Genomic DNA, 25,587 nt, shown 5'->3' with positions numbered 1-25,587 from the left:
ACCTCGCACAACGTGAATAGGGTTGAGTTCGTTTACTGCGGCAACTTGAAGTCGATGGTCTGGGTGGCGAAGCCTTCGATTGGCGTGTCGCCGCGCTTGGCCGGAATGAACTTCCAGTTGCGCACCGCTTCCACCGCCGCTTCATCGAGCTGCGGCTTGCCGCTGGATTTGGTCACCTCGACGCTGCCGGCGCGGCCGTTGGCCAGCACCTTGATGCGCAGCACCACCGTGCCTTCCCAGTTGCGGCGCAGGGCCAGCGACGGGTATTCGGGCGGCGGGTTGCCCAGGCTGGCCAGGCCGGAAATGGCCGCCGACTCTTTCACCGGGCCGGGCGCTGCCGCAGGCGCCGCCGGTGCCGGGGTGGGGCTGGGCGGCGCGCTCTGCGCAGGCGTCGGCGCCGGGGCGGGCGGGGTCGGTGGCGCAGGCTTTTTCAGCGGCTGCGGCTTGGGCACCGGCTTGGGCTTCTCGACCTTCTTCTCCACCGGCTTGGGCGGCGGTTTCACCGCGTCCGGGTCTTCCTCGGGCGCCGGTGGCGGCGGAGGGGGCGGCGGCGGTGGTGGTTCCGGAGGTGGCGGCTCGGGCGTGGGGGGCGTCGGGCTGGTGAGCTCCACGGTCATTTCCGGTACTTGCGGGGCAACTTCCGGCACGGGCGCCTTGGCCTGTTGCATCAGCCACCAGGCGCCACCGTGCAACAGCACGGACACCGCCACCAATATCAGCACCTGTTGTTTCTTCAATATGCCCGGGCGCGACGTATTGGGCCGGAATGGAATACCGGGCCACGGCGTGGCGGGGACTATTGAAGTGGGCACCTGGGGTGGCTTCTTTTTTACCGCGTCATTCATCAAGTCTCCCTCGAATAAAAAGAAGGGCAAAGCGGTACCGCTCAAACATTTAATTAATGTTCGACTGTGGGCGGCGCAAGTAGGCGGTCATACTGAAGTCTGCCAGCACGTGTCAGAATTCAGTCTTCTGCAACTAAGTAGAGGTGGCTGTGTACGGTTTCATGACGCCTTCCTTTTTATCGTATGTACAAGGTTGTACGGGACTGTGGCTGAGTTAATACAGAGCAACCGCTGTGCCATAAGCTGCGCTGTAGAGCGTTTGGCGCCAATTTACGCACACCATGTCGCATTCTTGTACGTTTGTTCCAGCACCAGGCCGCACGGGGTCCTGACGGGCAATCGAGCGGCCATCACTCGGCAAGTTTCGGGCTGCACGAGGCCGTGATCACGATGTGGGTTAAACATCGAATCGGCACGGTGCAGGGTATTGATTGGGTGTGCACCAAACCGGCAAGTGCGGTTTTATTTGGTGCGTGCTTGAGGTGTTTATTTATTCAATAGTTAGGCCCAGAGTTGTGCTGAAGTGAAGTTGTAAAAAATAAAGGCCTGCGACCGTTAGTGAAAACAGTCTTTCAAGTTGGCGTCAGGCACACAGGCGAATAACAGTAATAAAAAGCCCCTGGGGCCAGGCATGGCCCCGGGGTTTACCGCACGGTCTACAGCGTGAGGGTGAAACGCTCGATCAACGCGCCCGGCAGCAGCAGGGTCTGGGCGTCGCGTTGCGAGTAGGTGCTGGTGCTGATGCGCAGGCTCTGCTCGCGGGTCAGGGCCAGCAGGTTGGCGCCGAACAGGTCGTAGACGCTGTCATCGAAACGCATGGTGTCGATGGGCGCGACGATCTTGCCGTCTTCCACCCAGAAACTGGCGAAGCGGGTCATGCCGGTCATGCGCGCCAGGCCAATGTCGGAGTAGTTCAGGTACCACAGGTTGCCGATGTACAGGCCGGTGCCCAGCGCTTGCAGCACCTCGGCGCTGGGCAGGTCGCCGCCGGCCATCACCAGCGACGAAGGCTTTTCATAGGTGTCGGCGCCGTTGGCTTCCAGGTGGTATTCCTGGGCCGAGCGCGAGCTGACCATCTGGCCCACCAGGTGGCCGTGCTCGATCAGCGCCTGGTCCTGGCGCAGGCTGCCCTCGCTGTTGAACAGTGGCTCAAGGCCAGTGGAGGCCATTTCACTGATGCTGACCTGGGGCGACAGGCTGGCGGTTTTCAGCTGCAGGGCCTGCAGCGGGCTGTGGCGGGTGGCCAGGGCGCGGGCGGAGAAACCGTCCCATTGCAGCATGCCGATGATTTCTTCCACGGCGGCCGGTGCCAGGTAGGCGCGGTACTGGCCGGGCGCCAGGGTCTTGCGTGGCTTGCCCAGGTGCGCCAGTTGCTCGCGGCCCTGGGCGAATTGCGCGGCCAGTTCGTCGGCGTCCCATTCGCTGGCGGCGTAGGTGATCTTCACCGCCTCGCCGTTGTCGTGGAACAGGCTGAAGTCCAGACTGGCGCTGATCGCCACGTGCCAGCCGCGGCCGCCCCAGGAACTGGCGAAGCCCCGGTACATCGGGCCGCCGGCGTAGATGCCGACCATGTCCAGGCCGTGGCTGAGCGCGCCCACTTGCTCGATCAGCGCGTCGGCGCTGGGCAGGCTGCCGTCGGGCACGCGGTCGCTGGCGAACACCTGGTTGTCCAGTTGCAGGTACGGGTCGGGCGGCAGCACTTGCAGCAGCGTGCGCAGGCCAGCCAGGGCTTCGCCCAGGCGCTCGCGGTCGGTGGCCACGTCGCCGGTCAGGTTGAGGGTGTCGCTGGCATGGCGCTCGTTGTGGATCAGGCGCAGGGTGGCGTCGATCTGCAGCACCTGGCTGGCCTGGCGCACCTGGCCGTGGTTGAAGCGGATGAACTGCGAGTCTTCGGCGCTGAACCACAGCGAGAAGTGCTCGCCGGCGGCCAGTTGGGTGTGCAGCCATTGTTCCAGCATGTCGAAGGAGCGGCGGTAGAGAGTGTGGTTCATCACGCTTGCCCCCCGAACACGTCGATCTGCTTGAACACGCAGGGCGGTGACGCGTGCCCCACGGTGACCGCCTGGTTGGGTTCGCCCTTGCCGCAGTTGGGGGTGCCCATCACCTCGAAGGTGGAACGGTCGCCGACCGCGCTGAGGTTGCGCCAGAACTGCGAGGAAATGCCGCGGTAGTTGGGGTTCTTGACCACGCCGGCCAGCTCGCCGTTCTCGATCAGCTGGGCCCATTCACAGCCGAACTGGAACTTGTTGCGGGCCTGGTCGATGGACCAGGAGCGGTTGGTGGCCATGAGGATTCCGTGTTCGATGTTGCCGATCATCTGCGCCAGGCTCTGGTCGCCGGGCTCGACGTTGAGGTTGGCCATGCGGTCGATGGGCGGGCGGTTCCAGTCGCAGGCGCGGCTGTTGGCCACCCCGGCCAGGCCGCTGCGGGCCTGGGACAGGGCGCCGCCCAGGGGGCGCTTGAGTACGCCGGCTTCGATCAGCAAATGCTTGTGCGCTGGCGTGCCTTCGTCGTCGTGGCTGTAGCTGGCCAGCTCGTCCGGCACTTGCGGGTCGAAGCTGACGTTGAGCAGCGGCGAGCCGTACTGGTAGCTGCCGAACATGTCCTGGGTGACGAAGCTGGTGCCGGCGTAGTTGCGCTCATCGCCCAGGATGCGGTCCAGCTCCAGCGGGTGGCCGATGGATTCGTGGATCTGCAGGATCATCTGGTCAGGCATCAGCAGCAGGTCGCGCGGGCCTTCCGGGGTGTTGGGCGCGGCCAGCAGTTGCAGGGCCTGGTCGGCCACCTGCTCGATCTGGCCGATGAAGCCCGACTCATGCACCAGCTCGCTGCCACCCTGGCGGGCGATGGCCCAGGTGCGGCGCTGGCTTTGCTGGCCGTCGAAGGCGGTCACGTCCAGTTCGGGGAAGAACAGCCGCTTGTGGCTGGCGATCTCGCTGCCGGTGCTGTCCACGTACAGCTGCTGGCTGTCGGTGATGCCCAGGCTGGCCGACCAGTTCACCAGGCGCTCGTGCTGCGGCACGCGCGCCGATTCGGCGCGCAGCACCTCCAGCCAGTGCCCGGCATCGGGCAGCGGCTGGTCGGCGGCCGGCGAGCTGTAGCGGGTGTGCACGGCGTTGCCCTGCAACGGCGGCAGGCTCAGCAGGGCGCGCTGGCCCATGGCGTGGGCCAGCAGCAGCGCCTGGTCGTAGGCGTGCTCCAGGCCTTTTTCGGTGAGGTCGCTGGTGGCGGCGAACGCCTCGTTGCCGTTGACCCGCACGCACAGCATCACGCCGCTGCTGCGGTGGCGGCGCGGTGGGTCGACGACGTTACGGGTGACCGACAGGCCCAGGCTGTCCTGGCGGACGTAGCGCAGGGAGTGGAAATGGCCCGCGTGGGCCTGGCTGAAGCGGGACAGCAACAACCTGATTGAGGACGGCACTTCGAACATAGATCCGACTTCCTGTTCTACCGCTTTTGGCGGAATTTCTGCACTGGTAATGGACAGGGTAGCTGCCCGTTGTTAGCAAATGGTGCATTGTGTGCACCTGCGGATCCAATGAAAAGGGGATCCTGACACCGCGGTCGAAAACCATTAGAAAGAAGTGTGCCAATTGTTGCACCTTCGTACCAGAATTGAATAAAAGGTCAGGAATACTTCGATGCCCACGGCCGCGACACCGCTGCGTAGCCGCTGCCGCCAGGCTGCGCTGGCCCTCGAATACACTGAAGATCTCCAGCGTGGGCAAGGGCCAGCGCAGCCTGCGGCAGCGGCTACGGTGGGTTCGCGGGGCGTTATTGTGGCGTCAGCAGGGTTTGCGGGCCCTGGGTGAGGGCTTCCTTGAGGAATTCGATACACACGCGAATCTTCTCCGACTCGCCGCCGCGCGCGGTGGTCACCGCCCACACGTCCGCCGGCTGGCGGTAGCCGGGCAACACCTGCACCAGCTCGCCGGCCTTGAGGCTGGCGGCCACGTCCCACACCGAGGCCATGATGATGCCGTAGCCCTCGTGGGCCCACTGGCGCACCACGTCGCTGTGGTTGGAGGCCATGGGCCCGGTGACCTTCACGCTTTCCTCGCCGGCGCTGCCGTGCAGGCGCCACAGGCCGAAGCGCTGGTCGCGCTCGCGGAACAGCAGGCAGTCGTGCTGGGCCAGTTCGGCCAGGCTGCGCGGGCTGCCCATGCGTTCGATGTAGGCGGGGGCGGCGCAGAGGATGCGGTAGCTGCTGGTGATGCGGTGGGCGATCAGGTGTTGCTCCAGCACCTCGCCCACGCGGATGTCGATGTCGAAGTTCTCGGCGATCAGGTCGGCGCGCCGGTCCAGCAGTTCCAGCCACACCTCCAGCGCCGGGTAGCGCTGGCGCAGGCGTGCCATCACCGGCGCGATGTACTCGCGGCCCAGGCGCAGGCTGGTGCTGATGCGCAGGGCGCCGCGCGGCTCGTTGCGCACCCCGGACAGCGCCTGCAGCATGTCGTCGACGTTGCCCAGCAGGGTCTGCGCCCAGGTGAAGGCGGTCTCGCCGTCGGCGGTGATGTTGACCCGGCGCGTGGTGCGCTGGAACAACTTGACCCCCAGCGATGCCTCCAGCAGCGCGATGCGCTTGCTCAGGTGGGCCGGGGAGATGCCGCTTTCCTGGGCCGCCGTGACAAAACTGGCATGCCGGGCCACGCTGCAGAACAACTGCAGGTCGCGCAGGAACGGCGCATTGTTCGCTAATTGCGCATTCTGAATCTTCATAATGGCCGATTATGTCCTGATCGCTATTGATTAAGCTATGGCCATTGCTCAGCCAGAACCCCCAAAAATAATCAGAGCCCCTTATGTCCCTTCTTCGCATTGCCGTAGCCGGCGCCGGTGCCATCGGCCACTTCCATATCGAACAGATCCAGGCCAGCCATGAATGCCAGTTGGCGGCCATTGTCGACCCATCGCCCGCCGCGGTGGAACTGGCCGCGCGCCTGCAGGTGCCGCTGTTCACCTCGCTGGAGGCGCTGTTCGCCGAGTTTCGTCCTGATGGCGTTATTCTCGCCACGCCCAACGCCTTGCACGTGCCCCAGGCGTTCGAGTGCCTGGCCGCGCGGGTGCCGGCGCTGATCGAGAAGCCGCTGGCGCACACCCTGGAGGAGGGCGAGCGGCTGTACGCGGCCAGTCGCGCCGCGGACACGCCGTTGCTGGTGGGCCATCACCGCGCCCACAGCCCGATCCTGGCCCAGGCCCGGCAAGTGATCGCCGACGGCCTGCTGGGCAACCTGGTGGCGGTGATGGGCACGGCGCTGTTCTACAAGCCCGATGAATACTTCGCGGCTGGCCCGTGGCGCACCCAGGTGGGCGGCGGGCCGATTTTGCTCAACCTGATCCACGAGATCGGCAACCTGCGCTCGCTATGCGGCGAGATCGTCGCGGTGCAGGCCATGGCCTCCCACGCCACCCGTGGCTTCGAGGTGGAAGACACAGTGGCCATCAGCCTGCGCTTCGCCAGCGGCGCGCTGGGCAGTTTCCTGCTCTCGGACACCGCCGCCAGCCCGCGCAGCTGGGAGCAGACCAGCCAGGAGAACAAGACCTACAGCCACTACGATGACGAGGACTGCTACGTGATCACCGGCACCTTCGGCCAGCTGTCGGTGCCCACCATGCGCCTCAAGCGCTATGGCAGCCCCGAGGACCGCTCGTGGTGGAAGCCGTTCATCAGCGAGCAGCTGCGCCAGGACCGCGCCGACCCGCTGGCGCGCCAACTGGCGCATTTCTGCCAGGTGATCCGCGGCCAGGCGCAGCCGCTGGTGAGCGTGCGCGACGGGTTGCAGAACCTGCGGGTGGTGGAAGCCATCGCCCAGGCGTGCCACAGTCATGGGCAGGTCGACGTGCGCCAGGATTGATCGCGAGGCTCCCGTAGCAGCGGCCGCAGGCCGCGTCCAAAAGGAAACCAGTCGTTGCTAGACGTGCTTGCCATCACCGCACCGATCTTCATCATCATCGCCCTGGGCTACCTGGCCACGGCGCTCAAGCTGCTGAGCCGCGAACAGGTGCGCGGCGTCGGCACCTTCGTCATCGTCTTCTGCCTGCCGGCGCTGGTGATCCGCGCGTTGGCCCAGCGGCCCATCAGCGAGGTCTTCAACTATCACTACCTGCTGGCCTACGGCCTGGCGTCGCTGGGCAGCTTCGCCGCAGGCTTTTTGGTCTTCCGCCGCTTGCGCCAGGCCAGCGTGGCCAACGCCGCCATCGCGGGCATGGGCATGTCGGTGTCCAACAGCGGCTTCATCGGCTACCCAATCGCCGCGATGGTCGCCGGGCCCCCAGCGGTGGTGGCGCTGGCGCTGGGCATGGTCATCGAGAACCTGGTGATGATCCCGCTGGCGCTGGCCATGGCCGAGGCCGGGGAGCAGCAGGGCGGCTCGGCGCGGCGGGTAATTGTCGAAACCCTCAAGCGCCTGGGCCGCAACCCGTTGATCGTGTCGATCATCGTCGGCGGCGCGCTGTCGCTGGCGCGGGTGCAGATCCCGGTGGCGCCGCTGAAGGTCATCGACATGCTGGCCCAGGCCTCGGCGCCAGCGGCGCTGTTCGTGATCGGCGGCGTGCTGTACGGCACCAAGGTGCGCGGGCAGCTCAACGAATTGGGCCTGATCGGCGCCGGCAAGCTGCTGGTGCACCCGCTGCTGCTGGGGCTGATGTTCTGGCTGCTGGCCGACGTGCCGGCGCCGATGATGCTGGCCGGCGTGGTGATCGCCAGCGCGCCGATGATGAGCGTCTACCCCATCCTGGGGCAGCGCTTCGGTTTGGAAGGGCGCTGCGCGGCGGCGCTGGTGCTGACCACGCTGGCGTCATTTCTGAGCATCAGCGCGGTGTTGCTGCTGGTGCATCCTTGAATTACATGCTGCGCCGCCGCGAACGCACCAGGTGCTTGAAGCCTTCGATGATCAGCACCACCACCGCCAGCCAGATCGGGATATAGGTCCACCACTGGTCACGTGCGATGCTTTCGCCCAGCAGCAGCGCCACGCCCACCAGCAGCACCGGCTCCACGTAGCTGAGCAGGCCGAACAGGCTGAACGGCAGCAGGCGGCTGGCCATGACGTAGGACACCAGGGCCAGGGCGCTGATCATGCCCAGCACCGGAATCAAGCCGTACAGGGCAGGGTGCTGGAGCATGTCGGCAGCCGACAGGGGGCCGGTGGTGACGAACCAGGTGGCCGGGATCATCATCAGGCACATGTCGGTCCACAGGCCGCCCAGGTGGTCGGTCTGGCATTTGCGCCGCAGCACGAAGTAGGCCGGGTAGCCGGACGCCACCAGCAGGGTTTCCCAGGCGAAGCTGCCGTGCACCCAGAGTTCATGCCCTACGCCGCATAGGGCGAAGCCCACCGCCACCTTCTGCAGGTACGACAGCCGTTCGCCGTAGACCAGCCGCCCGGTCAGCACCATGGTCAGCGGCAGCAGGAAATAGCCCAGCGACACGGGCAGGCTGCGGCCATGCAGGGGCGCCCAGAGGAACAGCCACAGTTGCACGCCCAGCAGCGACGCGGTGCCGATGCTGCCCAGCAGCAGAATCGGCCGCTCGCGCATGCGCTTGAGCAGGCCCACGGCCAGCTTGAAGTCGCGGGTGATCAGCAGGAACAGCGTCACGCAGGGCACGGTCAGCAGGATGCGCCAGCCGAAGATTTCTTCGCCGGTGAGCGGGGTGAGCAGCGAGGTATAGAAGTACATCACGGCGAACAGGCTGGACGCTGTGACGGACGAGATGATGCCTTTGGACAAGAGAGCCTCTGGAGCGCGGGGTGGAACGGGCAGGTAAGGCCGGCAATGATCTCATTGTGGGGCAGGGCGTGTCACCAAAATGGGGCGCAGTGGTCCATATTGGAGCAAAAGCTGGCGTTGCGAGACCGTAGCCGCTGCCGCCAGGCTGCGCTGGCCCCTGAGTACGCTGGAGATCTGCAGCAAGGCTCAGGGCCAGCGCAGCCTGCGGCAGCGGCTACGCGGTAGGCGTTGTTTCGGCCAGGGTTTGCAGGAAGGCGTCGATGGGCATTGGTCTGCCGAACAGGTAGCCCTGCAGGAACTCCACCCGTCGCTGCACCAGGTACTCGCGCTGCACCTCATCCTCCACGCCCTCGGCGACGATGCCCAGGTCGAGCTTGCCGGACAGTTCGATGATGCTGTCGACGATATGCCCCGACAGCGCGTCCTTGCCGATGGTGGCGACGAAGCTCTGGTCGATCTTCAGGTAGTCCACCTTGAACTCGCGCAGGTAGGCCAGGCTGGAGTGGCCGGTGCCGAAGTCGTCGATGGCGATCATTACGCCCAGGTTGTGCAAAGCCTCGAACAGCTGGTGGGTGACGGCGCTGGGGCGGATCAGTTCGCGTTCGGTCAGTTCCAGCACCAGGGTGATGCGCCCCGGTGGGAAACCTTGCAGGAAGTCGCGGCAGTCGTCCAGCAGGGCCAGGTCCTGGCAGTGCTCGGCGCTGATGTTGATGCCCAGGTGGAAGTCGTCTTCCAGCAGCTCGGCGTGGGGGCGCAGGTCCTCGGCCACCTGGCGCATCAGGCGGCGGGTCATGGGCACGATCTGCCCCGAGTGCTCGGCGAAGGGAATGAACAGGTCCGGCGGCACCAGGCCTTCGCGCGGGTGCTGCCAGCGCATCAGCACCTCGGCGCCGGACCAGCGCCCGGTGAGGCTGCGCACCACCGGTTGGTAATAGGGCAGGAACTCGTCGGCCTCCAGCGCCCGGGCGATTTCCGCGCGGTGCGACTGTGGGCGGTTCAGCAGCCAGCGGCACAGGCCGCCGGCCAGCACGCCGAGCAGCACCAGCAGGGCCAGCAGCAAGGGGTATTGCGCGCTGACCCAGCGCCAGGGCTCGCCGGCGGGGTAGCCGGTGCTCACGCTCAGCGGGTAGCGGCTGGAGTCCAGGTGCGTGGGCGCTACCGGGAACGCCGGCACGGGGGCGTCGTGCACCTGGCCGTCGGGGGCCAGCCAGCTGTTGCCCACCTGCAGCAGCACTGGCTGGTCGCGGCCGATCATGCGCAGGGCGTTGGCCAGGTGGTAGCCGTCCAGGGTCGCCAGGGCGGTCTGGTCGTCATCGAAGGCGCGGTACACCAGCAGCGCGTGGCCGGGGGTGACCGGGTTGCCGTCCATCAGCCACAGGTGGCCGTCGACGTAGTCGCCGGGGTTGATGGGCTCGCTGAACTCGCCGAACAACGAGCTGCAATACAGGTGGTCGTCGAGCGCCAGGTTGGTGGAGCGCACGAAGGGCCTGCGGGTGACCTGCTCGCGCAGGGCCAGGGTGGCGTCGGCGCAGGGTTGGCCAGCCAGGGGCAGCAGCGCGTTGGCGGATTCGGCCACGTTGTCCAGCATCAGGTCGAACTGCGCCAGGGCCTGCTCGGCGGTGTCCTGGGCATTGGCCGCAAGGTCGCGCTCGGCCTGCCAATACAGGATGCCCAGGCCCAACAGCAGCGGCAGCGCGGCGGCCAGCCAGGGGGCGAGCAGGCGCAGGGGGCGGGGCGGGCGCGGGGTCTTGGCGAAGAACGGCATTGGGCGGCTGGAGTCCTTTTAGGGCCGGGTGCCAAGCATGATAGCCGCTTTCCCACGTAGCAGCTGCCGCAGGCTGCGTCCCAGGCACCGCGGTGTTGCGGACGCAGCCTTCGGCAGCTGCTACGGGGCGGGGGGGGCCTTGGCTGTGAGCTGTTCGCGGCAGTAGTCGGCGAACAGCTGTGCCGGCTTGGTCAACTGCCCGCGCTTGAGCCAGGCGGCCACCAGGCCGGAGCCGGTGACGTCCTCGACGATGTCCACGCACACTACCTTCTTGCCGTCGTAGGTGCATTCCGAGTGCGGGCGGGTGACCAGGATCGAGAAGCCGAAGCCCTGGCCGACCATGCCGCGGACCATCTCGATGGACGGCGAGCTGAAGGCGATGCGCGGGGTCAGGCCCAGCTCTTCGAACAGGCTGACGAAATAGGTACGGCTGGGCTGCACGTCGAGCAAAATCATCGGTTCGGTGGCCAGGTCGCGCAGCGACACCTGGGCCTGCTGGGCGAACCGGTGGTCGGCGGGCAACAGGGCGTAGGGGCGCTGGGCTGGCATCAGCGGTTCGGTTTCAATGGTGCTGTCCAGGTCGTGCTTGTAGAGGATGGCCAAATCGAAGCTGCCCGAGGTCAGGCCTTGCACCAGCTCCTGTTGTTCACCGTCGCGGATGCGGATCTCGACGCCGGGGTAGAGCGCGCTGAAACCGGCGATCAGCTGCGGCAGGTACAGCGGCGCCACGGTCTCGAAGCAGCCGATGTCGATCTGCCCGGCCACCACGTCATTGTCGGCCAGGGCGTTCTGCTCGAACTCGCGGGCCATGCGCAGCAGTTCCTGAGCCTTGCGGTAGAAGCGCGCGCCGCTGGGGGTGAGGGACACGCCCTGGGCGTGATGGCGGATCAGCAGTTGCACGCCGAAGCTGTCTTCCAGCGCCTTGATGGCGGTAGAGATCGACGGCTGGGCGATGTAGAGCTTGCGCGACGCCTCGGCGACGCTGCCGTATTCGACGGTGGTGATGAAGTACTTCAGTTGACGCAGGTTGTAGGCAGCCACGGCGGACCTCGATGTTGGCAAGTGGCAGGCAACCAGCAAGTCGCGTACCACGGCTCCAGACCAGCTGGAACAATACCAACCCCAGGGGCTGCCGTGGGGGGCTTGCAGGCCAGTTTTTTCATGGCCTGCAAGCAGGTTTTTTATCGCCAGTGGCTCAGAACTGCAGCTCGGCTGCCGCTGCCACGCGGGCGATCGGGCCGTGCAGGGTCTGGTTGTGGTGGGCGATGATCACCTCGGCGGCCAGCAGGTCGGTGTCCATGCAGCTGTGGCCGTCGGCCACCAGCACCGGCTTGAAGCCCAGCTGCGAGGCGGCGCGGCAGGCGCTGTCGACGCAGTACTGGGTCTTGAGGCCGACGATCACCAGGTCCTCCACCTGCTCGGCCTTGAGCCACTGCTCAAGGTCGGTGCCCTGGAAGGCGCTGGAGGCCTGCTTGTCGAACAGGCGCACGTTGGCGTGGGCCAGGTTCAGCTCGGGCGCCACCTGCCAGAACGGGCTGCCTTGGGCGATGGGTGAACCGGCGGGACCCGTGTGGCGCACCGCCAGGATCGGCGCGCCGGCGTCCACGGCCTTGGCGATGACCTGATTGATGGTGGCCAGCAGGCGTTCGCCTTGCCAGGGCTTTTGCGGGCCGTGGATCAAGCCAACCTGGACGTCGACGATCAGCAGGGCGGGGCGGTTGAGCTTCAATGCAGCCATGGTGTTGCTCCTTGAAATGACCAGCGCCGGTGCGGCACAAAAAAGGCCCCGACCATTGCTGGCGGGGCCTTGGGTGTTGCGTGTCAGGTGTTGCTCACGCCTCGCCGCACGGCCCGCCGGTGGCGGTCGTGGTGGTACGGGGCGAGGTGGTGCGCAGGGCGTTGTTCATGGCCTTACGGTGCCCCATGCCGGGCGGGGGCGTCAACCCGTGGAGGATGAAATTCGACTGCTCGTGGTTTCGTCATCGACTCGGCCCTGAGACGAACGGCGCAGGGTGTAGCAGCGGCCAAAGGCCGCGTCCAGCAACACCGCTTGCATCAGCCAAGGCACGCGCGGATAATCCGCAGCGTGTATATCCAGCCGAGTCCGCCCTCCATGTCCCAGCAAGTCTTCCTGCGCGATGCCATGCGCCGCCTCAACTTCACCCGCGACGCCTTGGCGCAGCGCATTGGCGTGTCTCGCCGGGCGTTGGACAGCTGGTTGCTACCGGACGAGTCGCCGGAAATGCGCAAGATGCCCGACATCGCCCAGCGCTTCATGCTGGAGATTCTGAAAGGTGTGGCGCTGGATACACAGGGTGTACACGTTCACGCCGCCAACAGCGAAATGGGCCATCACCTGCTTTCCGTGGACGGCTACACCCGCGACTCGGTGGAAGACCTGCTGCGCGTGGCCGATATCATGCAACCCATCGCCCGCCGCCAGAAGACCACCCGCGTGCTGGAAGGCGCGGTACTGGCCAACCTGTTCTTCGAGGCCAGCACCCGCACGCGCCTGAGCTTCAGCTCGGCGTTCGCGCGCCTGGGCGGCTCGGTGTGCGACACCACCGGCTTCACCTTCTCGTCCATGGCCAAGGGCGAGTCGATCCACGACACCAGCCGCGTCATCGCCGGCTACGCCGACGCCATCGTGGTGCGCCACCCCGACCTGGGCGCAGTTGCCGAATTTGCCCAGGCCACCCATGTGCCGGTGATCAACGCCGGTGACGGCCCTGGCGAGCACCCCAGCCAGGCGCTGCTGGACCTGTACACCATCCAGCGCGAGTTCTCGCGCCTGGACAAGCTGATCGACGGCGCGCACATCGTCTTCGCCGGCGACCTCAAGTACGGCCGCACCGTGCACTCGCTGAGCAAGCTGCTGGCGCTGTACCGCAACCTGCGCATCACCCTGGTGTCGCCGCAGTCGCTGATGCTGCCGACCCACCTGGTGGAATACCTGGCCAGCCACGGCCACCACGTGGAGCAGTCCCACGACCTGCACACCGCGCTGAAGGGCGCCGACGTGGTGTACGCCACGCGCATCCAGAAAGAGCGCTTCGCCCAGGACGAGACCCTGGAAGGCTACAGCGCCGATTTCCAGATCAACCAGGCCCTGGTCAACGCCACCTGCGGCCCGCACACGCTGATCATGCACCCGCTGCCGCGCGACTCGCGCCCGGGCGCCAACGACCTGAGCGTGGACCTGAACCACGACTCGCGCCTGGCCATCTTCAAGCAGACCGACAACGGCATCGCCGTGCGCATGGCCATCTTTGCCACCCTGCTGGGCGTGGAGAACCAGGTGCAGCATTCCCTGCGTGAAGTGGGCTGGCGCGTGCCGGTGTACCTGGGGCCGGAAGAAGATATGCCGTACCGCGATCAATGATCGCTGGACGCGGCCTTTGGCCGCTGCTACAGGTCCCGTAGCAGCGGCCGAAGGCCGCGTCGTCGTCATGAACCTGTTGTAGCAGCGGCCACAAGGCCGCGTCGCCACTCCTCACGGCGCAATTCCCACAACTGGCGCTGCAGCCTCCCGCACACGAACTCCCCCTGCGCCTCACCCACCAGCCGCATCCCCTCGCGCTCCGAGACTCGTCGCGAGCCGGCGTTGGCCACCGCCTTGGGCACCCGTAGCACGGGCCGGTCCAGCACCTCGAACCAGTAGCGGGTCACCACGCTGCACGCCTCGCTCATGTAGCCCTGGCCCTGCCATGCGGGCGCCAGCCAGAAGCCCCGGTGGTTGTCGGTTTGATCCATCAGGCCGATACAGCCGATCAGCGACTGCGGCGCGCTGCGCAGGCGAATCGCCCACTCCCACTGCTTGCCCGCGGCCACGGCCGGCAGCACGCAATCACGCACCCAGCTCAAGGCGCCATCGGCGGGGTAGGGCCACGGCACGTGGCTGTCCAGGTAGCGCACCACTTCCCAGTGGGGAAACAGGCGCTGGATGTCGGCGGCGTCGCTCAGTTGCAGCGGCGTCAGCAGCAGGCGTTCGGTGTGCAGTTCGGGGGGCATGGCGGGGACTCCGTGTCAGTCCCCGCAGTGTAATCAAGGGGTGGCGGCAGGCCAACGGCTGTTCTTGTACGGGTTCTGCGACGGCTGCGGGGCGCTGTCACCCGCCAGCGGCGCCAGCGACAGGGTGCCGTGGTCGCTGAAGCGCACGGTGCCGAACACGCCATTGGCCAGCTTGCCGTGCAGCTCGTAGGGCAGGTTGTCCAGCGACTGGGTCTGGCTCAGGCCCAGGGTCTGGCGCAGCACGCTGAAGGCGGTGACGCTGACCGGCACGGTGACGATGGTCTCGGAGAACCGCGCCAGGGTGCCGCTTTCATTGCTGACCCCCGACGCCAGCGGGCGGCCGTTGACGTCCAGGTTCAGGGCCACGCCGTTGTAGGTGTAGCTGTCTTCATTGGGGTTCTGCAGGCGGATCTTCACCGCGAAGCGCACTTCCAGGTCCTGGCCCTGCAACGGCTCGATGCCCACCACGTTGATGTTGATCGGGTCCTGGGGTGGCAGCAGGGTGCAGGCGCTGAGGCCCACCACCAGCATCAGCAGCAGGTAGTGGCGCAGGGCGGGCAGTACGAATCGACGCATGTTCACATTCTCGAGACAGGTGTTGTTGTCTGCGTCAGACCACCGCCAAGGCCCCGCGTTCGCCGCAGTAGCCCGATGCTGGCCACAAAATGTTACGACTCTGACGCAGGTTTCATCGAACGCTCATCCAGGCAGCGGTTCCAATGGGCCTATAGTCAGGATTCGTCAACGGGAGAAGGCACCATGCGAGCATTACCGCCCATCCTCGCCCTGCTGCTGGCCGCCACAGCCGCCAGCGCCTGGGCCGACACCAGCAACCCCTACAACAGCGCCGTGCGCCGCGCCAACCCCAATAGCATGCAGGGCACCCGCCCGGTCACGCCCACCTCGCCGGCCCTGCGCCAGCAGGTCAACCCGAACCCGCCGACGCTGCAGAACGGCGGCATCGGCAACGGCAACAACCTGCGCAGCACCCCCGCCAAGCCCGACTTCGACAGCCAGCGCCCCGCGCGCGATGACAACCGCTGAAAGGAATAGCCCATGCTTCGTCAGATTCTGTTGAGTGCCTTGCTAAGCCTGCCCCTCGCCGTACACGCCGCCACGGCGCCTGCCACCTACCCCAGCGAGCAGGGGCCCTTGAGCGTTACCCCGGTGGCCGAGGGCCTGCACCACCCCTGGGCCCTGGCCTTCCTGCCCGACCACAAAGGCTTCCTGGTGACCGAGCGCCCGGGCACCCTGCGCGTCGTTAGCCCCGAGGGCAAGCTGTCGGCGCCCATCAGCGGCGGCCCCAGCGTGTGGGCGCACGGGCAGGGCGGCCTGCTGGACGTGGCGCTGTCGCCGCAGTTCAAGGAAGACCGCCTGGTCTATTTGTCCTTCGTCGAGGCCGGGCCGGACGGCAAGGCCGGCACCGCCGTGGGCCGCGGCAAGCTGTCGGATGACCTGACCCGCCTGGACAACTTCCAGGTGATCTTCCGCCAGCAGCCCAAGCTGTCCACCGGCGAGCACTTCGGCTCGCGGCTGGTGTTCGACCGCGACGGCTACCTGTTCATCGCCCTGGGCGAGAACAACCAGCGGCCCACCGCCCAGGACCTGGGCAAGCTGCAGGGCAAGGTGGTGCGCATCTTCCCCGACGGCCGCGTGCCCGACGACAACCCTTTCGTGGGGCAGAAGGGCGCGCGCCCGGAGATCTGGTCCTACGGCCACCGCAACCAGCAGGGCGCCGCGCTGAACCCCTGGACCGGCACCCTGTGGACCCACGAGCACGGGCCACGCGGCGGCGACGAGATCAACGTCATCGAGCGCGGGCAGAACTACGGCTGGCCGCTGGCCACCCACGGCATCAACTACAACCTGGCGCCGATTCCCGAGGCCCAGGGCAAGACGCTCAAGGGCGCCAAGGACCCGCTGCACGTCTGGCAGAAGTCCCCGGCCATCAGCGGCATGGCCTTCTACGACGCCGACCGCTTCAAGGCCTGGCAGCATGACCTGTTCATCGGCGCGCTGGCCGACCAGGAACTGATCCGCCTGACCTTCGACGGCGACAAGGTCAGCCACGAGGAGCGCCTGCTGGGCGGCCTGAAGGCGCGCATCCGCGACGTGCGCCAGGGCCCGGACGGCTTCCTCTACGTGCTCACCGATGCGGACGACGGCCAGCTGCTTAAAGTAGGGCTGCAACAATGAGCCCGTAGCCGCTGCCGCCAGGCTGCGCTGGCCCTCATGTACACTGTGGATTTCCAGGGAGGCACAGGGCCAGCGCAGCCTGCGGCAGCGGGTACGGCGCGGTGTTTTTCGCATTCGACCAGGACGTTTTATGCTTGAGCCACTCACCGCCTACCAGCAAGCCCTCAGCGCCCGCGGCTACGCCGACGACCCCGCCCAGGCCCGCGCCGCCCAGGCGTTGCAGGCCTGCTTCACCGCCGTGGAAGCCGGCCAGCCGTGCCCCGGCGTGTACCTGTGGGGCCCGGTGGGGCGCGGCAAGACCTGGCTCATGGACCTGTTCCACGGCTGCCTGACCGTGCCCGCGCGGCGCCAGCATTTTCACCATTTCATGGCCTGGGTGCACCAGCACCTGTTCCAGCTGGACAGCGTGCGCGACCCGCTGAAGGTGCTGGCCGGTAGCCTGGCCAAGGACATCCGCGTGCTGTGCTTCGACGAGTTTTTCGTCACGGACATTGCCGACGCCATCATCCTCGGCGGGCTGATGACCGCGCTGTTCGACGCCGGGGTGACGGTGGTCGCCACCTCCAACCAGCCGCCCGAACAGCTCTACGCCGACGGCTTCAACCGCGAGCGCTTCTTGCCAGCCATCCGCGCCATCCAGGCGCACATGCAGGTGGTGGCGGTGGACGGCGACCAGGACCACCGCCTGCACCCCGGCACCGCGTTGCAGCGCTACTGGGTCAACGACCCCGGCGCCCTGGCCAGCACGTTCGAGGCGCTGAGGGGCGAGGAGGCGGTCTCGCCGCAGCCGCTGGCGGTGGGCTATCGCCAGCTGCCGGTGGTGCGGGCGAGTGAACACGTGCTGTGGTGCACCTACGCGCAGCTGTGCGAGCAGCCGTGGGCGGCCATGGATTTCATGCAGCTGTGCGATCGTTTCAGCGTCATCCTGCTGGGCGAAGTTCCGGCCCTGGGCGCCGAGCAGCGCGCGGCGAAAATCGCCCGCGGCACCGAGGACGGCGTGGAGCGGGTGGTGGCCGGCGACCGCGAGCTGCCGCAGCTGTCGCCCAACGACGACGGCGTGCGTCGCTTCATCGCCCTGGTCGACGAGTGCTACGACCGCAAGGTGCCGCTGTACATCGAGGCGCGGGTGGCGCTGGATGCGCTCTACACTCAAGGGTACCTGGCATTCCCGTTCCGGCGCACCCTGAGCCGGCTGCGCGAGATGCAGTTGCAACGCTTCAGCTGAGGAGGAGCACGCGATGGCCGACCCCTTGTCCCATTACCTGCTGGCCCAGGCCTACAACAACGGCTGGGCCAACCACCGCCTGTACAAGGCCTGCCTGCAACTGAGCCAGGACGAGTTCCTGGCGCCGCGCAGCAGCTTCTTTCCGTCGATCAAGGCCACCCTCAACCACATCCTCACGGTGGACTGGTTCTACCTGCAGGCGCTGGAATGCGAACAGGGCGGCGATGCCCCGGAGCTGGACAGCGAGCGCTTCTTCGAGCCCGAGGAGCCGTTCAACACCTGCCTGGCCCTGCACCGCGAGCAGGCCCAGGCCGACCACCGGCTGATCGCCTATTGCCGGCTGCTCAAGGACGACAGCCTGGGCCGCCACGTGACCATCCTGCGCCCCGACCGCACCCAGCGCGACACCCGCGTGCGCCTGCTGGCGCACCTGTTCGAGCACCAGGTGCACCATCGCGGCCAGGTCCACGCCATGCTGGCCGACACCGACATCAAGCCGCCGCAGCTCGACGAATTCTTCTGCGAGGGCGAGGCGCACCTGCGCGCCCGCGACTTCGCCGAGCTAGGCTGGACCGAGGCCCAGGTGTGGTCAGGCCAGTAGGCGGATGGGCGCGCCGGCGTGCCAGGCGAGGATGTCCTCGATCATCTGGCTGTAGAACAGCCGGTAGTTGTTGCCGCTGACATAGCCCACGTGGGGCGTGGCCAACACGTTGGGCAGGGTGCGGAACGGGTGGCCGGCGGGCAGCGGCTCGACGCTGAACACGTCCAGCGCGGCGCCGCCCAGGCGGTTGGCCTTGAGGGCCTCCACCAGCGCGTCTTCGTCGACGATCGGCCCGCGCGCGGTGTTCACCAGCAGCGCCCGGGGTTTCATCCAGCCCAGCGCCTCGCGGTCCACCAGGCCGCGGGTGCGGTCGCTGAGCACCAGGTGCACGCTGAGGATATCGGCTTGGGCGAACAGCTCCTGCTTGCTCACCCACTGCACGCCGACGCTGGCAGCGTGCTCGGCGGTGAGGTTCTGGCTCCAGGCAACGACGTTCATGCCGAATGCCTTGCCGAAGTTCGCCACCTTCTGGCCGATGCTGCCCAGGCCGAGGATGCCCAGGGTCTTGCCGTGCAGGTCGCCACCCAGGCCGATCTGCCAGCCGCCGGCCTGCAGCGAGGTGGCTTCGGCCAGCAGGTTGCGGGTCGAGGCCATGATCAGCGCCCAGGTCAGCTCGGGCGCGGCGTGCTTGTAGCTGTCGGTGCCCACCACCTGCACGCCCAGCGCCTTGGCGGCGGCCAGGTCAATGGCGGCGTTGCGCATGCCGCCGGTCACCAGCAGCTTGAGGTTACCCAGGCCACGCAGCAGCGCCGCGTCGAACAGGGTGCGCTCGCGCATCACGCAGATCACCTCATAGGGCGCCAGGCGCGCCACCATGGTCTGGGTGTCCGCCGGGTAGTCCGGCAGGAAATCCACCTGGCCCAGCGCCTGCAACGGCGCCCAATCCACCACGTCACTGGCCACGTCCTGCCAGTCATCAATCACGGCTATGCGCACGGTGTTTGCTCCTTGAAGGTCAGTTTTTCGACAGCCAGGCCAACAGGGCCTTGTGGAATTGCTCGGGTTCTTCCATCTGCGGGGCGTGGCCCAGGCCATGGAACTCCACCAGGGTGGCGTGGGGGATGACCTGGCTCACCTGTTTGCCCAGCACCGCGTAGTGGCCGATGCGCGCCTTCACTTCGGGCGGCGCGATGTCGCTGCCGATGGCGGTGGTGTCGGCGTCGCCGATCAGCAGCAGGGTCGGCATCTTCAGGTCCTTGAACTCGTAGACCACCGGCTGGGTGAAGATCATGTCGTAGATCAGCGCCGAGTTCCACGCCACCAGGTTGTGCCCCGGGCCCTCGTTCAAGCCGGCGAGCATGGTCACCCATTGCTCGAACTCGGGCTTCCAGCGCCCGGCGTAGTAGGTGCTGCGCTCGTAGTTGCGGATGCCGTCGGCGTTGAGTTTGGCCTCGCGTGCGAACCACTGGTCGACAGTGCGGTAGGGCACGCCCAGGGCTTTCCAGTCCTCCAGGCCGATGGGGTTGACCATGGCCAGGCGCTGCACCTGGTCGGGGTAGAGCAGGGCGTAGCGGGTGGCCAGCATGCCGCCGGTGGAGTGGCCCAGCACCGTGACCTTGTCCACACCCAGAGACGCCAGCAGCGCGTGGGTGTTGTTGGCCAGTTGCTGGAAGCTGTACTGGTAGTAGTCGGGCTTGCTGGAGGTGCAGAAGCCGATCTGGTCGGCGGCCACCACCCGGTAGCCGGCCTCGGTCAGCGCCTTGATCGAGGTGCCCCAGGTGGCGGCGCAGAAGTTTTTGCCGTGCATCAGCAGCACGGTCTGGCCGTTGGCGTGGCCTTTGGCGGGCACGTCCATGTAGCCCATCTGCAGGGACTTGCCCTGGGAGTCGAATTCGAAGTGCTTGAGCGGGTAGGGGTAGTCGAAGCCTTGCAGTTCCGGGCCGTAGACCGGCGTCTGGGTGGCGGCGTGGGTGGCGCCGGCGAGCAGGCAGGTGAGGAGGAAGGCGGGCAGGCGCAGCATGGGTGGTCCTTGCAGGGGAGCGGTAGGCTGGACTTTACCGCGCCGGGCCCCAAGTCCGAAACCACCACCGCACCGTAGCCGCTGCCGCCAGGCTGCGCTGGCCCTCATGTGCACTGCAAATCTGCCGTGAGGCACAGGGCCAGCGCAGCCTTCGGCAGCGGCTACGCGATGGGGTAGGATGCGTTATCCGTCCGACGAGTTCGCCCATGGCGCAAAAAGACACCATCTCCATGCAAATGGTCCGCGAAGCCTTGCAGCAAAGCGGCGTCGACCCCGTGGCCTTGCTGGCGGAAGTCGGCATCGACCCGGCGCTGCTGCAGCAGGCCGACGCCCGCGTGCCGGTGCTGCTCTACGCGCGGCTGTGGCGCCACCTGGCGTTGCGCCGGGACGATGAGTTCTTCGGCATGGACCCACGCCCACTGCGCTCCGGCAGCCTGGCGTTCCTGTGCCGCGGCGCCATGGCCCAGCCGACCCTGGCGGCGGCGCTGGACAGCGCCCTGGGCTTCCTGTCGCTGATGCTCCAGGACCTGCCCGCGCGATTGCTGCGCGAGCACGGCCTGGCGGCCATCGTCATCGACGACGCCGCGCGGCCACCGCGCCGCGCGTTCACCTATTTCACCTATTGGATGATCGTCCACGGCGTGGCCTGCTGGCTGGCCGGGCGGCGCATTCCCATCCTGGCGGTGGAGCTGCGCGGCCCGGCGCCGGCCTATTGCGACGACTACCGGGTGATGTTCTCGCACAACCTGCGTTTCGAGCGGCCGCGCACGCGCATCATTTTCGCCGCCGACTGCCTGGACCTGCCGGTGCGGCGCACGCCGCAGGAGCTGCAGCGTTTCCTCAACCGCGCCCCGGCCAACATCCTGGTCAAGTACCGCGACCCCGACAGCCTGGCCCGGCGCCTGCGCCAGCAGCTGCGCGAGCAGCCGCCGCACAGCTGGCCGGAGGCCGAGGAGCTGGCGCGCCAGCTGCACCTGTCGGCGGCCACCCTGCGCCGCCGCCTGGCCGAGGAAGGGCAGACCTGGCAGGGCCTGAAGGACAGCGTGCGCCGCGAGCTGGCCATGGCCTGGCTGGCCGAGGCACCGCTGTCGTTCGAGAGCATCGCCGAGCGCCTGGGCTTTGCCGATGCCAGCTCGTTCTACAAGGCCTTCCGCAAATGGTCGGGGGCAAGCCCGGGGCAGTACCGCAGCCTGATCCTGGCCGGCACTGGCCAAACCGCTCACCCCGGCTGAGCGCTTTGGCCATTGCCACGCGGGCAGGGCGGGGCCATATTTCAGGGAGACGCCAACAACAATAAGGACGCGCTCCATGCAACTTGCCCAACGGACTTTCCTGGTCAGCGGCGCCGCCTCGGGGCTCGGCGCCGCCACTGCGCGCATGCTCGTCGAGGCCGGCGCCAACGTGGTGCTGGTCGACCTCAACGCAGACGCCGTGGCCGCCCAGGCCCAGGCACTGGGCGACCGTAGCCGCTGCGCCGTGGCCGACATCCGCCGCGAAGACCAGGCCGAGGCCGCCGTGCAACTGGCGCTCAGCCATTACGGCGGCCTGCACGGCCTGGTCAACTGCGCCGGCGTGGTCACCGGCGAAAAAATCCTCGGCAAGCAGGGCCCCCACGCCCTCGACAGCTTCAGCCGCCTGCTGGACATCAACGTGGTCGGCAGCTTCAACCTGATGCGCCTGGCCGCTGCGGCCATGGCCGAGGCCGAGGCGGGCGAGGACGGCGAGCGCGGGGTGATCATCAACACCGCCTCCATCGCCGCCTACGACGGCCAGGTCGGCCAGGCCGCCTACGCCGCCTCCAAGGGCGCCATCGTCAGCATGACCCTGCCGGCCGCCCGCGAGCTGGCGCGCTTCGGCATCCGCGTGATGACCATCGCCCCGGGCATCTTCGAGACGCCGATGATGGCCGGCATGAGCGACGAGGTGCGCGCCTCCCTGGCCGCCGGCGTGCCGTTCCCGCCGCGCCTGGGCCAGCCGAGCGAATACGCGGCGCTGGTGCGCCACATCCTTGAAAACCGCCTGCTCAACGGCGAGGTGATCCGCCTCGACGGCGCCCTGCGCATGGCCGCTAAATGAAGGGCCGCGACATGAAGGACCGCAACATGAAGGAGAGCACCATGAACCACGACCCCATCGTCATCGTCAGCGCCGCGCGCACGCCCATGGGCGGCCTGCAGGGCGACCTTCACAGCCTGACCGCGCCGCAGCTGGGCGCCGAGGTCATCCGCGCCGCTGTCAGCCGCGCGAGCCTGGCGCCCGACGCCGTCGACCAGGTGCTGATGGGCTGCGTGCTGCCCGCAGGCCTGGGCCAGGCCCCGGCACGCCAGGCTGCGCTGGGCGGCGGGCTGCCCCAGGCGACGCCCTGCACCACGCTGAACAAGATGTGCGGCTCGGGCATGCAGGCGGTCATCCTCGGGCACGACCAGCTGCTGGCCGGCAGCGCCAGCGTGGTGGTGGCCGGCGGCATGGAGAGCATGAGCAACGCCCCCTACCTGCTGGACAAGGCCCGCAGCGGCTACCGCATGGGCCACGGCCGGGTGCTGGACCACATGTTCCTCGACGGCCTGGAGGACGCCTACGAGCCGGGCCGGCTGATGGGCACCTTCGCCGAGGACTGCGCCCAGGCCAACGGCTTCAGCCGCCAGCAGCAGGACGACTTCGCCATCGCCTCGCTGACCCGCGCCCAGCAGGCCATCGCCAACGGCCAGTTCAAGGACGAGATCGTGCCGCTGAGCGTGCGGGTGGGCAAGGACACCCGGCTGGTCAGCGACGACGAGCAGCCGCCCAAGGCGCGGTTGGACAAGATCCCCAGCCTCAAGCCGGCGTTCCGTGAGGGCGGCACGGTGACCGCTGCCAACGCCAGCTCCATCTCCGATGGCGCCGCCGCGCTGGTGTTGATGCGCGAGAGCGAAGCGCGCCGTCGTGGCTTGCAACCGCTGGCGATCATCCATGGCCATGCGGCATTCGCCGACGCCCCGGGGTTGTTCCCGACCGCGCCCATCGGTGCCATCCAGCAGTTGGTCAAACGCACCGGCTGGGACCTGGCCGAGGTCGACCTGTTCGAGATCAACGAGGCCTTCGCCGTGGTCACCCTGGTGACCATGCAGGCCCTGGACTTGCCCCACGCCAAGGTCAACGTGCACGGCGGCGCCTGCGCCCTGGGGCACCCCATCGGCGCCTCGGGCGCGCGCATCCTGGTGACGTTGCTCAACGCCCTGCGCCAACGCCAGCTGCACCGCGGCATTGCTGCCATCTGCATCGGCGGCGGCGAAGCCACTGCCGTGGCCATCGAATGCGTCTATTAAGGAATTGCCATGCTAGCCAATGACGAACAACGCCAGATCAGCGACGCCGCCCGCCAGTTCGCCCAGGAGCGCCTGCGGCCGTTCGCCGCCCAATGGGACCGCGACCACACCTTCCCCCGCGAAGCCCTGGCCGAGATGGCCGAGCTGGGCTTCTTCGGCATGCTGGTGCCCGAGCAGTGGGGCGGCTGTGACACCGGCTACCTGGCCTACGCCATGGCCCTGGAGGAAATCGCCGCCGGTGACGGCGCCTGCTCTACCATCATGAGCGTGCACAACTCGGTGGGCTGCGTGCCGATCCTCAACTTTGGCACTCAGGCGCAGAAGGCCCAGTACCTGCAACCCCTGGCCAGTGGCGCCATGCTCGGCGCCTTCGCCCTCACCGAGGCCCAGGCCGGTTCCGATGCCAGCAACCTGCGCACCCGCGCGCGCCGCGACGGCGACCATTACGTGATCAACGGCAGCAAGCAGTTCATCACCTCGGGCAGCAACGCCGGCATGACCATCGTCTTCGCCGTCACCGACCCGCAGGCGGGCAAGCGCGGCATCAGCGCCTTCATCGTGCCCACCGACAGCCCCGGCTACCAGGTGGTGCGGGTGGAAGAGAAGCTCGGCCTGCATGCGTCCGACACCTGCCAGCTGGTGTTCGAGGATTTGCGCGTACCGGCGGCGAACCTGCTGGGCAGCGAAGGGCAGGGCTACAAGATCGCCCTGGCCAACCTCGAGGGCGGGCGCATCGGCATCGCCGCCCAGGCGGTGGGCATGGCCCGCGCCGCGTTCGAGGTGGCGCGCGACTACGCCCGCGAACGCGAAAGCTTCGGCAAGCCGCTGCTCGAACACCAGGCCGTGGCCTTCCGCCTGGCCGACATGCACACCCAGATCAGCGTCGCCCGGCAGATGGTCTATCACGCCGCGGCGTTGCGCGATGCCGGCCAACCGGCGCTGGTGGAGGCATCGATGGCGAAGCTTTTCGCCTCGGAAATGGCCGAAAAGGTCTGTTCGGACGCGTTGCAGACCCTGGGTGGGTATGGTTATCTCAATGACTTTCCGCTGGAACGCATCTACCGCGACGTGCGCATCTGCCAGATCTACGAAGGCACCAGCGACATCCAGCGGATGGTCATTGCGCGCAACTTATAACAAGGAGATAGCTTGATGGCGTACCACACCCTGCTGCTGGAAACCCGTGGCCGTGTCGGCCTGGTCACCCTCAACCGGCCCGAGGCGCTGAACGCCCTCAACGCCCAGCTGATCAGTGAGCTGAACCAGGCCCTCGACGTGCTGGACGCGGACCGTGACATCGGCTGCATCGTCATCACCGGCTCGGCCAAGGCCTTTGCGGCCGGCGCCGACATCAAGGAAATGGCCGAGCGCACCTACCCGCAGATCTACCTCGACGACCTGTTCAGCGAGACCGACCGCATCGCCAACCGGCGCAAGCCGATGATCGCCGCGGTGGCCGGTTTTGCCTTGGGCGGCGGCTGCGAGCTGGCGCTGATGTGCGACTTCATCCTGGCCGCCGACACCGCGCGCTTCGGCCAGCCGGAAATCAAGCTCGGGGTGCTGCCGGGCATGGGCGGCACCCAGCGTCTGACCCACGCCGTGGGCAAGGCCAAGGCCATGGAACTGTGCCTCACCGGCCGGCTGATGGACGCGGTGGAGGCCGAGCGCGCCGGCATCGTCGCGCGCATCGTGCCGGCCGAGCAGCTGCTGGAGGAAGCCATGGCCTGCGCCGCGCAGATCGCCGCCAAGTCGCTGCCGGTGGCCATGATGGTCAAGGAAAGCGTCAACCGCGCCTTCGAGGTCAGCCTCAGCGAAGGCGTGCGCTTCGAGCGTCGGGTGTTCCATGCGGCGTTTGCCACCGAGGACCAGAAAGAGGGCATGGCGGCGTTCATCGCCAAGCGCGAGGCGCGGTTCAAGGGGCGTTGACCGTCCAGCCCTGTAGCAGCGG

General features: G+C 67.4%; 24 protein-coding genes. 12 read left to right on the top strand and 12 right to left on the bottom strand.

The genetic code is table 11. From position 1 onward, the window contains the following. Positions 1 to 32: 32 nt before the first annotated feature. The 4 genes from AC0Z2B_RS23065 to AC0Z2B_RS23050 all read right to left on the bottom strand — a co-directional run bounded on the left by AC0Z2B_RS23065 (position 33) and on the right by AC0Z2B_RS23050 (position 5,564). Positions 33 to 845, bottom strand: coding sequence for an energy transducer TonB (locus AC0Z2B_RS23065; RefSeq protein WP_476299665.1), 813 nt, complete (start codon positions 843 to 845; stop codon positions 33 to 35). Positions 846 to 1,501: 656 nt separating this feature from the next. After that, positions 1,502 to 2,836 carry a TldD/PmbA family protein gene (locus tag AC0Z2B_RS23060; RefSeq protein ID WP_476299664.1) on the bottom strand — a complete coding sequence of 445 codons (1,335 nt, stop codon included), beginning with the start codon at positions 2,834 to 2,836 and terminating at the stop codon, positions 1,502 to 1,504. Beyond that, positions 2,836 to 4,275, bottom strand: coding sequence for a TldD/PmbA family protein (locus AC0Z2B_RS23055; RefSeq protein ID WP_416423558.1), 1,440 nt, complete (start codon positions 4,273 to 4,275; stop codon positions 2,836 to 2,838). The genes AC0Z2B_RS23060 and AC0Z2B_RS23055 overlap by 1 nt, the downstream gene beginning before the upstream one ends. A 344-nt stretch (positions 4,276 to 4,619) precedes the next feature. Beyond that, positions 4,620 to 5,564, bottom strand: a complete 945-nt coding sequence (locus AC0Z2B_RS23050) for a LysR family transcriptional regulator (protein ID WP_476299662.1) — start codon at positions 5,562 to 5,564, stop codon at positions 4,620 to 4,622. Positions 5,565 to 5,647: 83 nt separating this feature from the next. On the opposite strand from AC0Z2B_RS23050, the gene AC0Z2B_RS23045 reads away from it, so the two are divergent. Continuing rightward, positions 5,648 to 6,700 carry a Gfo/Idh/MocA family protein gene (locus AC0Z2B_RS23045; protein WP_476299659.1) on the top strand — a complete coding sequence of 351 codons (1,053 nt, stop codon included), beginning with the start codon at positions 5,648 to 5,650 and terminating at the stop codon, positions 6,698 to 6,700. Positions 6,701 to 6,754: 54 nt separating this feature from the next. After that, positions 6,755 to 7,687, top strand: a complete 933-nt coding sequence (locus tag AC0Z2B_RS23040; protein WP_476299657.1) for an AEC family transporter — start codon at positions 6,755 to 6,757, stop codon at positions 7,685 to 7,687. A gap of 1 nt (position 7,688) precedes the next feature. Here the strand turns inward: AC0Z2B_RS23040 and rarD are convergent, their stop codons facing one another. The 4 genes from rarD to AC0Z2B_RS23020 form a co-directional block, all read right to left on the bottom strand. Further along, positions 7,689 to 8,576 carry an EamA family transporter RarD gene (gene rarD / locus AC0Z2B_RS23035; protein WP_473006132.1) on the bottom strand — a complete coding sequence of 296 codons (888 nt, stop codon included), beginning with the start codon at positions 8,574 to 8,576 and terminating at the stop codon, positions 7,689 to 7,691. Positions 8,577 to 8,790: 214 nt separating this feature from the next. Beyond that, complete coding sequence (locus tag AC0Z2B_RS23030) at positions 8,791 to 10,341, bottom strand: EAL domain-containing protein (RefSeq protein ID WP_476299654.1); 1,551 nt, start codon at positions 10,339 to 10,341, stop codon at positions 8,791 to 8,793. Positions 10,342 to 10,461: 120 nt separating this feature from the next. Beyond that, positions 10,462 to 11,382: a LysR family transcriptional regulator gene (locus tag AC0Z2B_RS23025; protein WP_476299652.1), complete on the bottom strand. Its 921-nt coding sequence runs from the start codon at positions 11,380 to 11,382 to the stop codon at positions 10,462 to 10,464. Between the two features lie 154 nt (positions 11,383 to 11,536). Beyond that, entirely contained in the window at positions 11,537 to 12,079 is a 543-nt protein-coding gene (locus AC0Z2B_RS23020) for a cysteine hydrolase family protein (protein WP_476299650.1), read from the bottom strand. A gap of 375 nt (positions 12,080 to 12,454) precedes the next feature. Here AC0Z2B_RS23020 and AC0Z2B_RS23015 point away from each other — a divergent pair, with 375 nt between their 5' ends. Next, positions 12,455 to 13,723, top strand: a complete 1,269-nt coding sequence (locus AC0Z2B_RS23015) for an aspartate carbamoyltransferase (protein ID WP_416423567.1) — start codon at positions 12,455 to 12,457, stop codon at positions 13,721 to 13,723. Positions 13,724 to 13,788: 65 nt separating this feature from the next. Here the strand turns inward: AC0Z2B_RS23015 and AC0Z2B_RS23010 are convergent, their stop codons facing one another. Together AC0Z2B_RS23010 and AC0Z2B_RS23005 are read right to left on the bottom strand one after the other, a co-directional pair. Next, the gene (locus AC0Z2B_RS23010) at positions 13,789 to 14,352 is read right to left on the bottom strand and encodes a GNAT family N-acetyltransferase (protein WP_476299648.1); all 564 of its coding nucleotides are present in this window, start codon (positions 14,350 to 14,352) and stop codon (positions 13,789 to 13,791) included. 33 nt (positions 14,353 to 14,385) lie between these two features. Continuing rightward, the gene (locus AC0Z2B_RS23005) at positions 14,386 to 14,928 is read right to left on the bottom strand and encodes an LEA/WHy family protein (RefSeq protein ID WP_476299646.1); all 543 of its coding nucleotides are present in this window, start codon (positions 14,926 to 14,928) and stop codon (positions 14,386 to 14,388) included. 183 nt (positions 14,929 to 15,111) lie between these two features. Between AC0Z2B_RS23005 and AC0Z2B_RS23000 the strand changes: the two genes are divergently transcribed. From AC0Z2B_RS23000 to AC0Z2B_RS22985, 4 genes are all read left to right on the top strand, one after another. Then, positions 15,112 to 15,396 (top strand): hypothetical protein, encoded by a 285-nt coding sequence (locus AC0Z2B_RS23000; protein ID WP_416423570.1) that lies wholly within the window; start codon positions 15,112 to 15,114, stop codon positions 15,394 to 15,396. A 12-nt stretch (positions 15,397 to 15,408) separates the two neighbouring features. Next, complete coding sequence (locus AC0Z2B_RS22995) at positions 15,409 to 16,548, top strand: PQQ-dependent sugar dehydrogenase (protein ID WP_476299643.1); 1,140 nt, start codon at positions 15,409 to 15,411, stop codon at positions 16,546 to 16,548. A gap of 130 nt (positions 16,549 to 16,678) precedes the next feature. Next, positions 16,679 to 17,773, top strand: coding sequence for a cell division protein ZapE (gene zapE / locus AC0Z2B_RS22990; protein ID WP_476299641.1), 1,095 nt, complete (start codon positions 16,679 to 16,681; stop codon positions 17,771 to 17,773). A 13-nt stretch (positions 17,774 to 17,786) separates the two neighbouring features. Further along, positions 17,787 to 18,374 (top strand): DinB family protein, encoded by a 588-nt coding sequence (locus AC0Z2B_RS22985; protein WP_473006138.1) that lies wholly within the window; start codon positions 17,787 to 17,789, stop codon positions 18,372 to 18,374. On the opposite strand, the gene AC0Z2B_RS22980 is transcribed toward AC0Z2B_RS22985, so the two are convergent. Together AC0Z2B_RS22980 and AC0Z2B_RS22975 are read right to left on the bottom strand one after the other, a co-directional pair. After that, entirely contained in the window at positions 18,363 to 19,310 is a 948-nt protein-coding gene (locus AC0Z2B_RS22980; protein WP_476299639.1) for a D-2-hydroxyacid dehydrogenase family protein, read from the bottom strand. The two genes, AC0Z2B_RS22985 and AC0Z2B_RS22980, sit on opposite strands and share 12 nt — an antisense overlap. A gap of 19 nt (positions 19,311 to 19,329) precedes the next feature. Continuing rightward, the gene (locus AC0Z2B_RS22975) at positions 19,330 to 20,334 is read right to left on the bottom strand and encodes an alpha/beta fold hydrolase (RefSeq protein ID WP_476299637.1); all 1,005 of its coding nucleotides are present in this window, start codon (positions 20,332 to 20,334) and stop codon (positions 19,330 to 19,332) included. A 206-nt stretch (positions 20,335 to 20,540) separates the two neighbouring features. Here AC0Z2B_RS22975 and AC0Z2B_RS22970 point away from each other — a divergent pair, with 206 nt between their 5' ends. The 5 genes from AC0Z2B_RS22970 to AC0Z2B_RS22950 all read left to right on the top strand — a co-directional run bounded on the left by AC0Z2B_RS22970 (position 20,541) and on the right by AC0Z2B_RS22950 (position 25,565). Further along, entirely contained in the window at positions 20,541 to 21,566 is a 1,026-nt protein-coding gene (locus AC0Z2B_RS22970; RefSeq protein ID WP_476299635.1) for an AraC family transcriptional regulator, read from the top strand. 76 nt (positions 21,567 to 21,642) lie between these two features. Continuing rightward, positions 21,643 to 22,410: an SDR family NAD(P)-dependent oxidoreductase gene (locus AC0Z2B_RS22965; protein WP_473006142.1), complete on the top strand. Its 768-nt coding sequence runs from the start codon at positions 21,643 to 21,645 to the stop codon at positions 22,408 to 22,410. Positions 22,411 to 22,451: 41 nt separating this feature from the next. Then, positions 22,452 to 23,639, top strand: coding sequence for an acetyl-CoA C-acyltransferase (locus AC0Z2B_RS22960; protein WP_476299743.1), 1,188 nt, complete (start codon positions 22,452 to 22,454; stop codon positions 23,637 to 23,639). Between the two features lie 9 nt (positions 23,640 to 23,648). Continuing rightward, a complete protein-coding gene (locus AC0Z2B_RS22955) occupies positions 23,649 to 24,776 on the top strand; it encodes an acyl-CoA dehydrogenase (RefSeq protein ID WP_476299633.1) in 1,128 nt (375 codons plus the stop codon). 15 nt (positions 24,777 to 24,791) lie between these two features. Continuing rightward, entirely contained in the window at positions 24,792 to 25,565 is a 774-nt protein-coding gene (locus AC0Z2B_RS22950; protein ID WP_416423580.1) for an enoyl-CoA hydratase, read from the top strand. Positions 25,566 to 25,587: the final 22 nt, after the last annotated feature.

It is taken from the genome of Pseudomonas sp. GYB4201, from assembly GCF_056312595.1.
This window is presented reverse-complemented; position numbering and strand designations above follow the sequence as displayed.

Bases quoted from the DNA above. Each gene is read 5' to 3' on its own strand.
- AC0Z2B_RS23065 (WP_476299665.1), bottom strand. From the start codon at position 845: ATGAATGACGCGGTAAAAAAGAAGCCACCCCAGGTGCCCACTTCAATA.
- AC0Z2B_RS23060 (WP_476299664.1), bottom strand. From the start codon at position 2,836: ATGAACCACACTCTCTACCGCCGCTCCTTCGACATGCTGGAACAATGG.
- AC0Z2B_RS23055 (WP_416423558.1), bottom strand. From the start codon at position 4,275: ATGTTCGAAGTGCCGTCCTCAATCAGGTTGTTGCTGTCCCGCTTCAGC.
- AC0Z2B_RS23050 (WP_476299662.1), bottom strand. From the start codon at position 5,564: ATGAAGATTCAGAATGCGCAATTAGCGAACAATGCGCCGTTCCTGCGC.
- AC0Z2B_RS23045 (WP_476299659.1), top strand. From the start codon at position 5,648: ATGTCCCTTCTTCGCATTGCCGTAGCCGGCGCCGGTGCCATCGGCCAC.
- AC0Z2B_RS23030 (WP_476299654.1), bottom strand. From the start codon at position 10,341: ATGCCGTTCTTCGCCAAGACCCCGCGCCCGCCCCGCCCCCTGCGCCTG.
- AC0Z2B_RS23020 (WP_476299650.1), bottom strand. From the start codon at position 12,079: ATGGCTGCATTGAAGCTCAACCGCCCCGCCCTGCTGATCGTCGACGTC.
- AC0Z2B_RS23015 (WP_416423567.1), top strand. From the start codon at position 12,455: ATGTCCCAGCAAGTCTTCCTGCGCGATGCCATGCGCCGCCTCAACTTC.
- AC0Z2B_RS23010 (WP_476299648.1), bottom strand. From the start codon at position 14,352: ATGCCCCCCGAACTGCACACCGAACGCCTGCTGCTGACGCCGCTGCAA.
- AC0Z2B_RS23005 (WP_476299646.1), bottom strand. From the start codon at position 14,928: ATGCGTCGATTCGTACTGCCCGCCCTGCGCCACTACCTGCTGCTGATG.
- AC0Z2B_RS23000 (WP_416423570.1), top strand. From the start codon at position 15,112: ATGCGAGCATTACCGCCCATCCTCGCCCTGCTGCTGGCCGCCACAGCC.
- AC0Z2B_RS22995 (WP_476299643.1), top strand. From the start codon at position 15,409: ATGCTTCGTCAGATTCTGTTGAGTGCCTTGCTAAGCCTGCCCCTCGCC.
- zapE (WP_476299641.1), top strand. From the start codon at position 16,679: ATGCTTGAGCCACTCACCGCCTACCAGCAAGCCCTCAGCGCCCGCGGC.
- AC0Z2B_RS22985 (WP_473006138.1), top strand. From the start codon at position 17,787: ATGGCCGACCCCTTGTCCCATTACCTGCTGGCCCAGGCCTACAACAAC.
- AC0Z2B_RS22975 (WP_476299637.1), bottom strand. From the start codon at position 20,334: ATGCTGCGCCTGCCCGCCTTCCTCCTCACCTGCCTGCTCGCCGGCGCC.
- AC0Z2B_RS22970 (WP_476299635.1), top strand. From the start codon at position 20,541: ATGGCGCAAAAAGACACCATCTCCATGCAAATGGTCCGCGAAGCCTTG.
- AC0Z2B_RS22965 (WP_473006142.1), top strand. From the start codon at position 21,643: ATGCAACTTGCCCAACGGACTTTCCTGGTCAGCGGCGCCGCCTCGGGG.
- AC0Z2B_RS22960 (WP_476299743.1), top strand. From the start codon at position 22,452: ATGAACCACGACCCCATCGTCATCGTCAGCGCCGCGCGCACGCCCATG.
- AC0Z2B_RS22955 (WP_476299633.1), top strand. From the start codon at position 23,649: ATGCTAGCCAATGACGAACAACGCCAGATCAGCGACGCCGCCCGCCAG.
- AC0Z2B_RS22950 (WP_416423580.1), top strand. From the start codon at position 24,792: ATGGCGTACCACACCCTGCTGCTGGAAACCCGTGGCCGTGTCGGCCTG.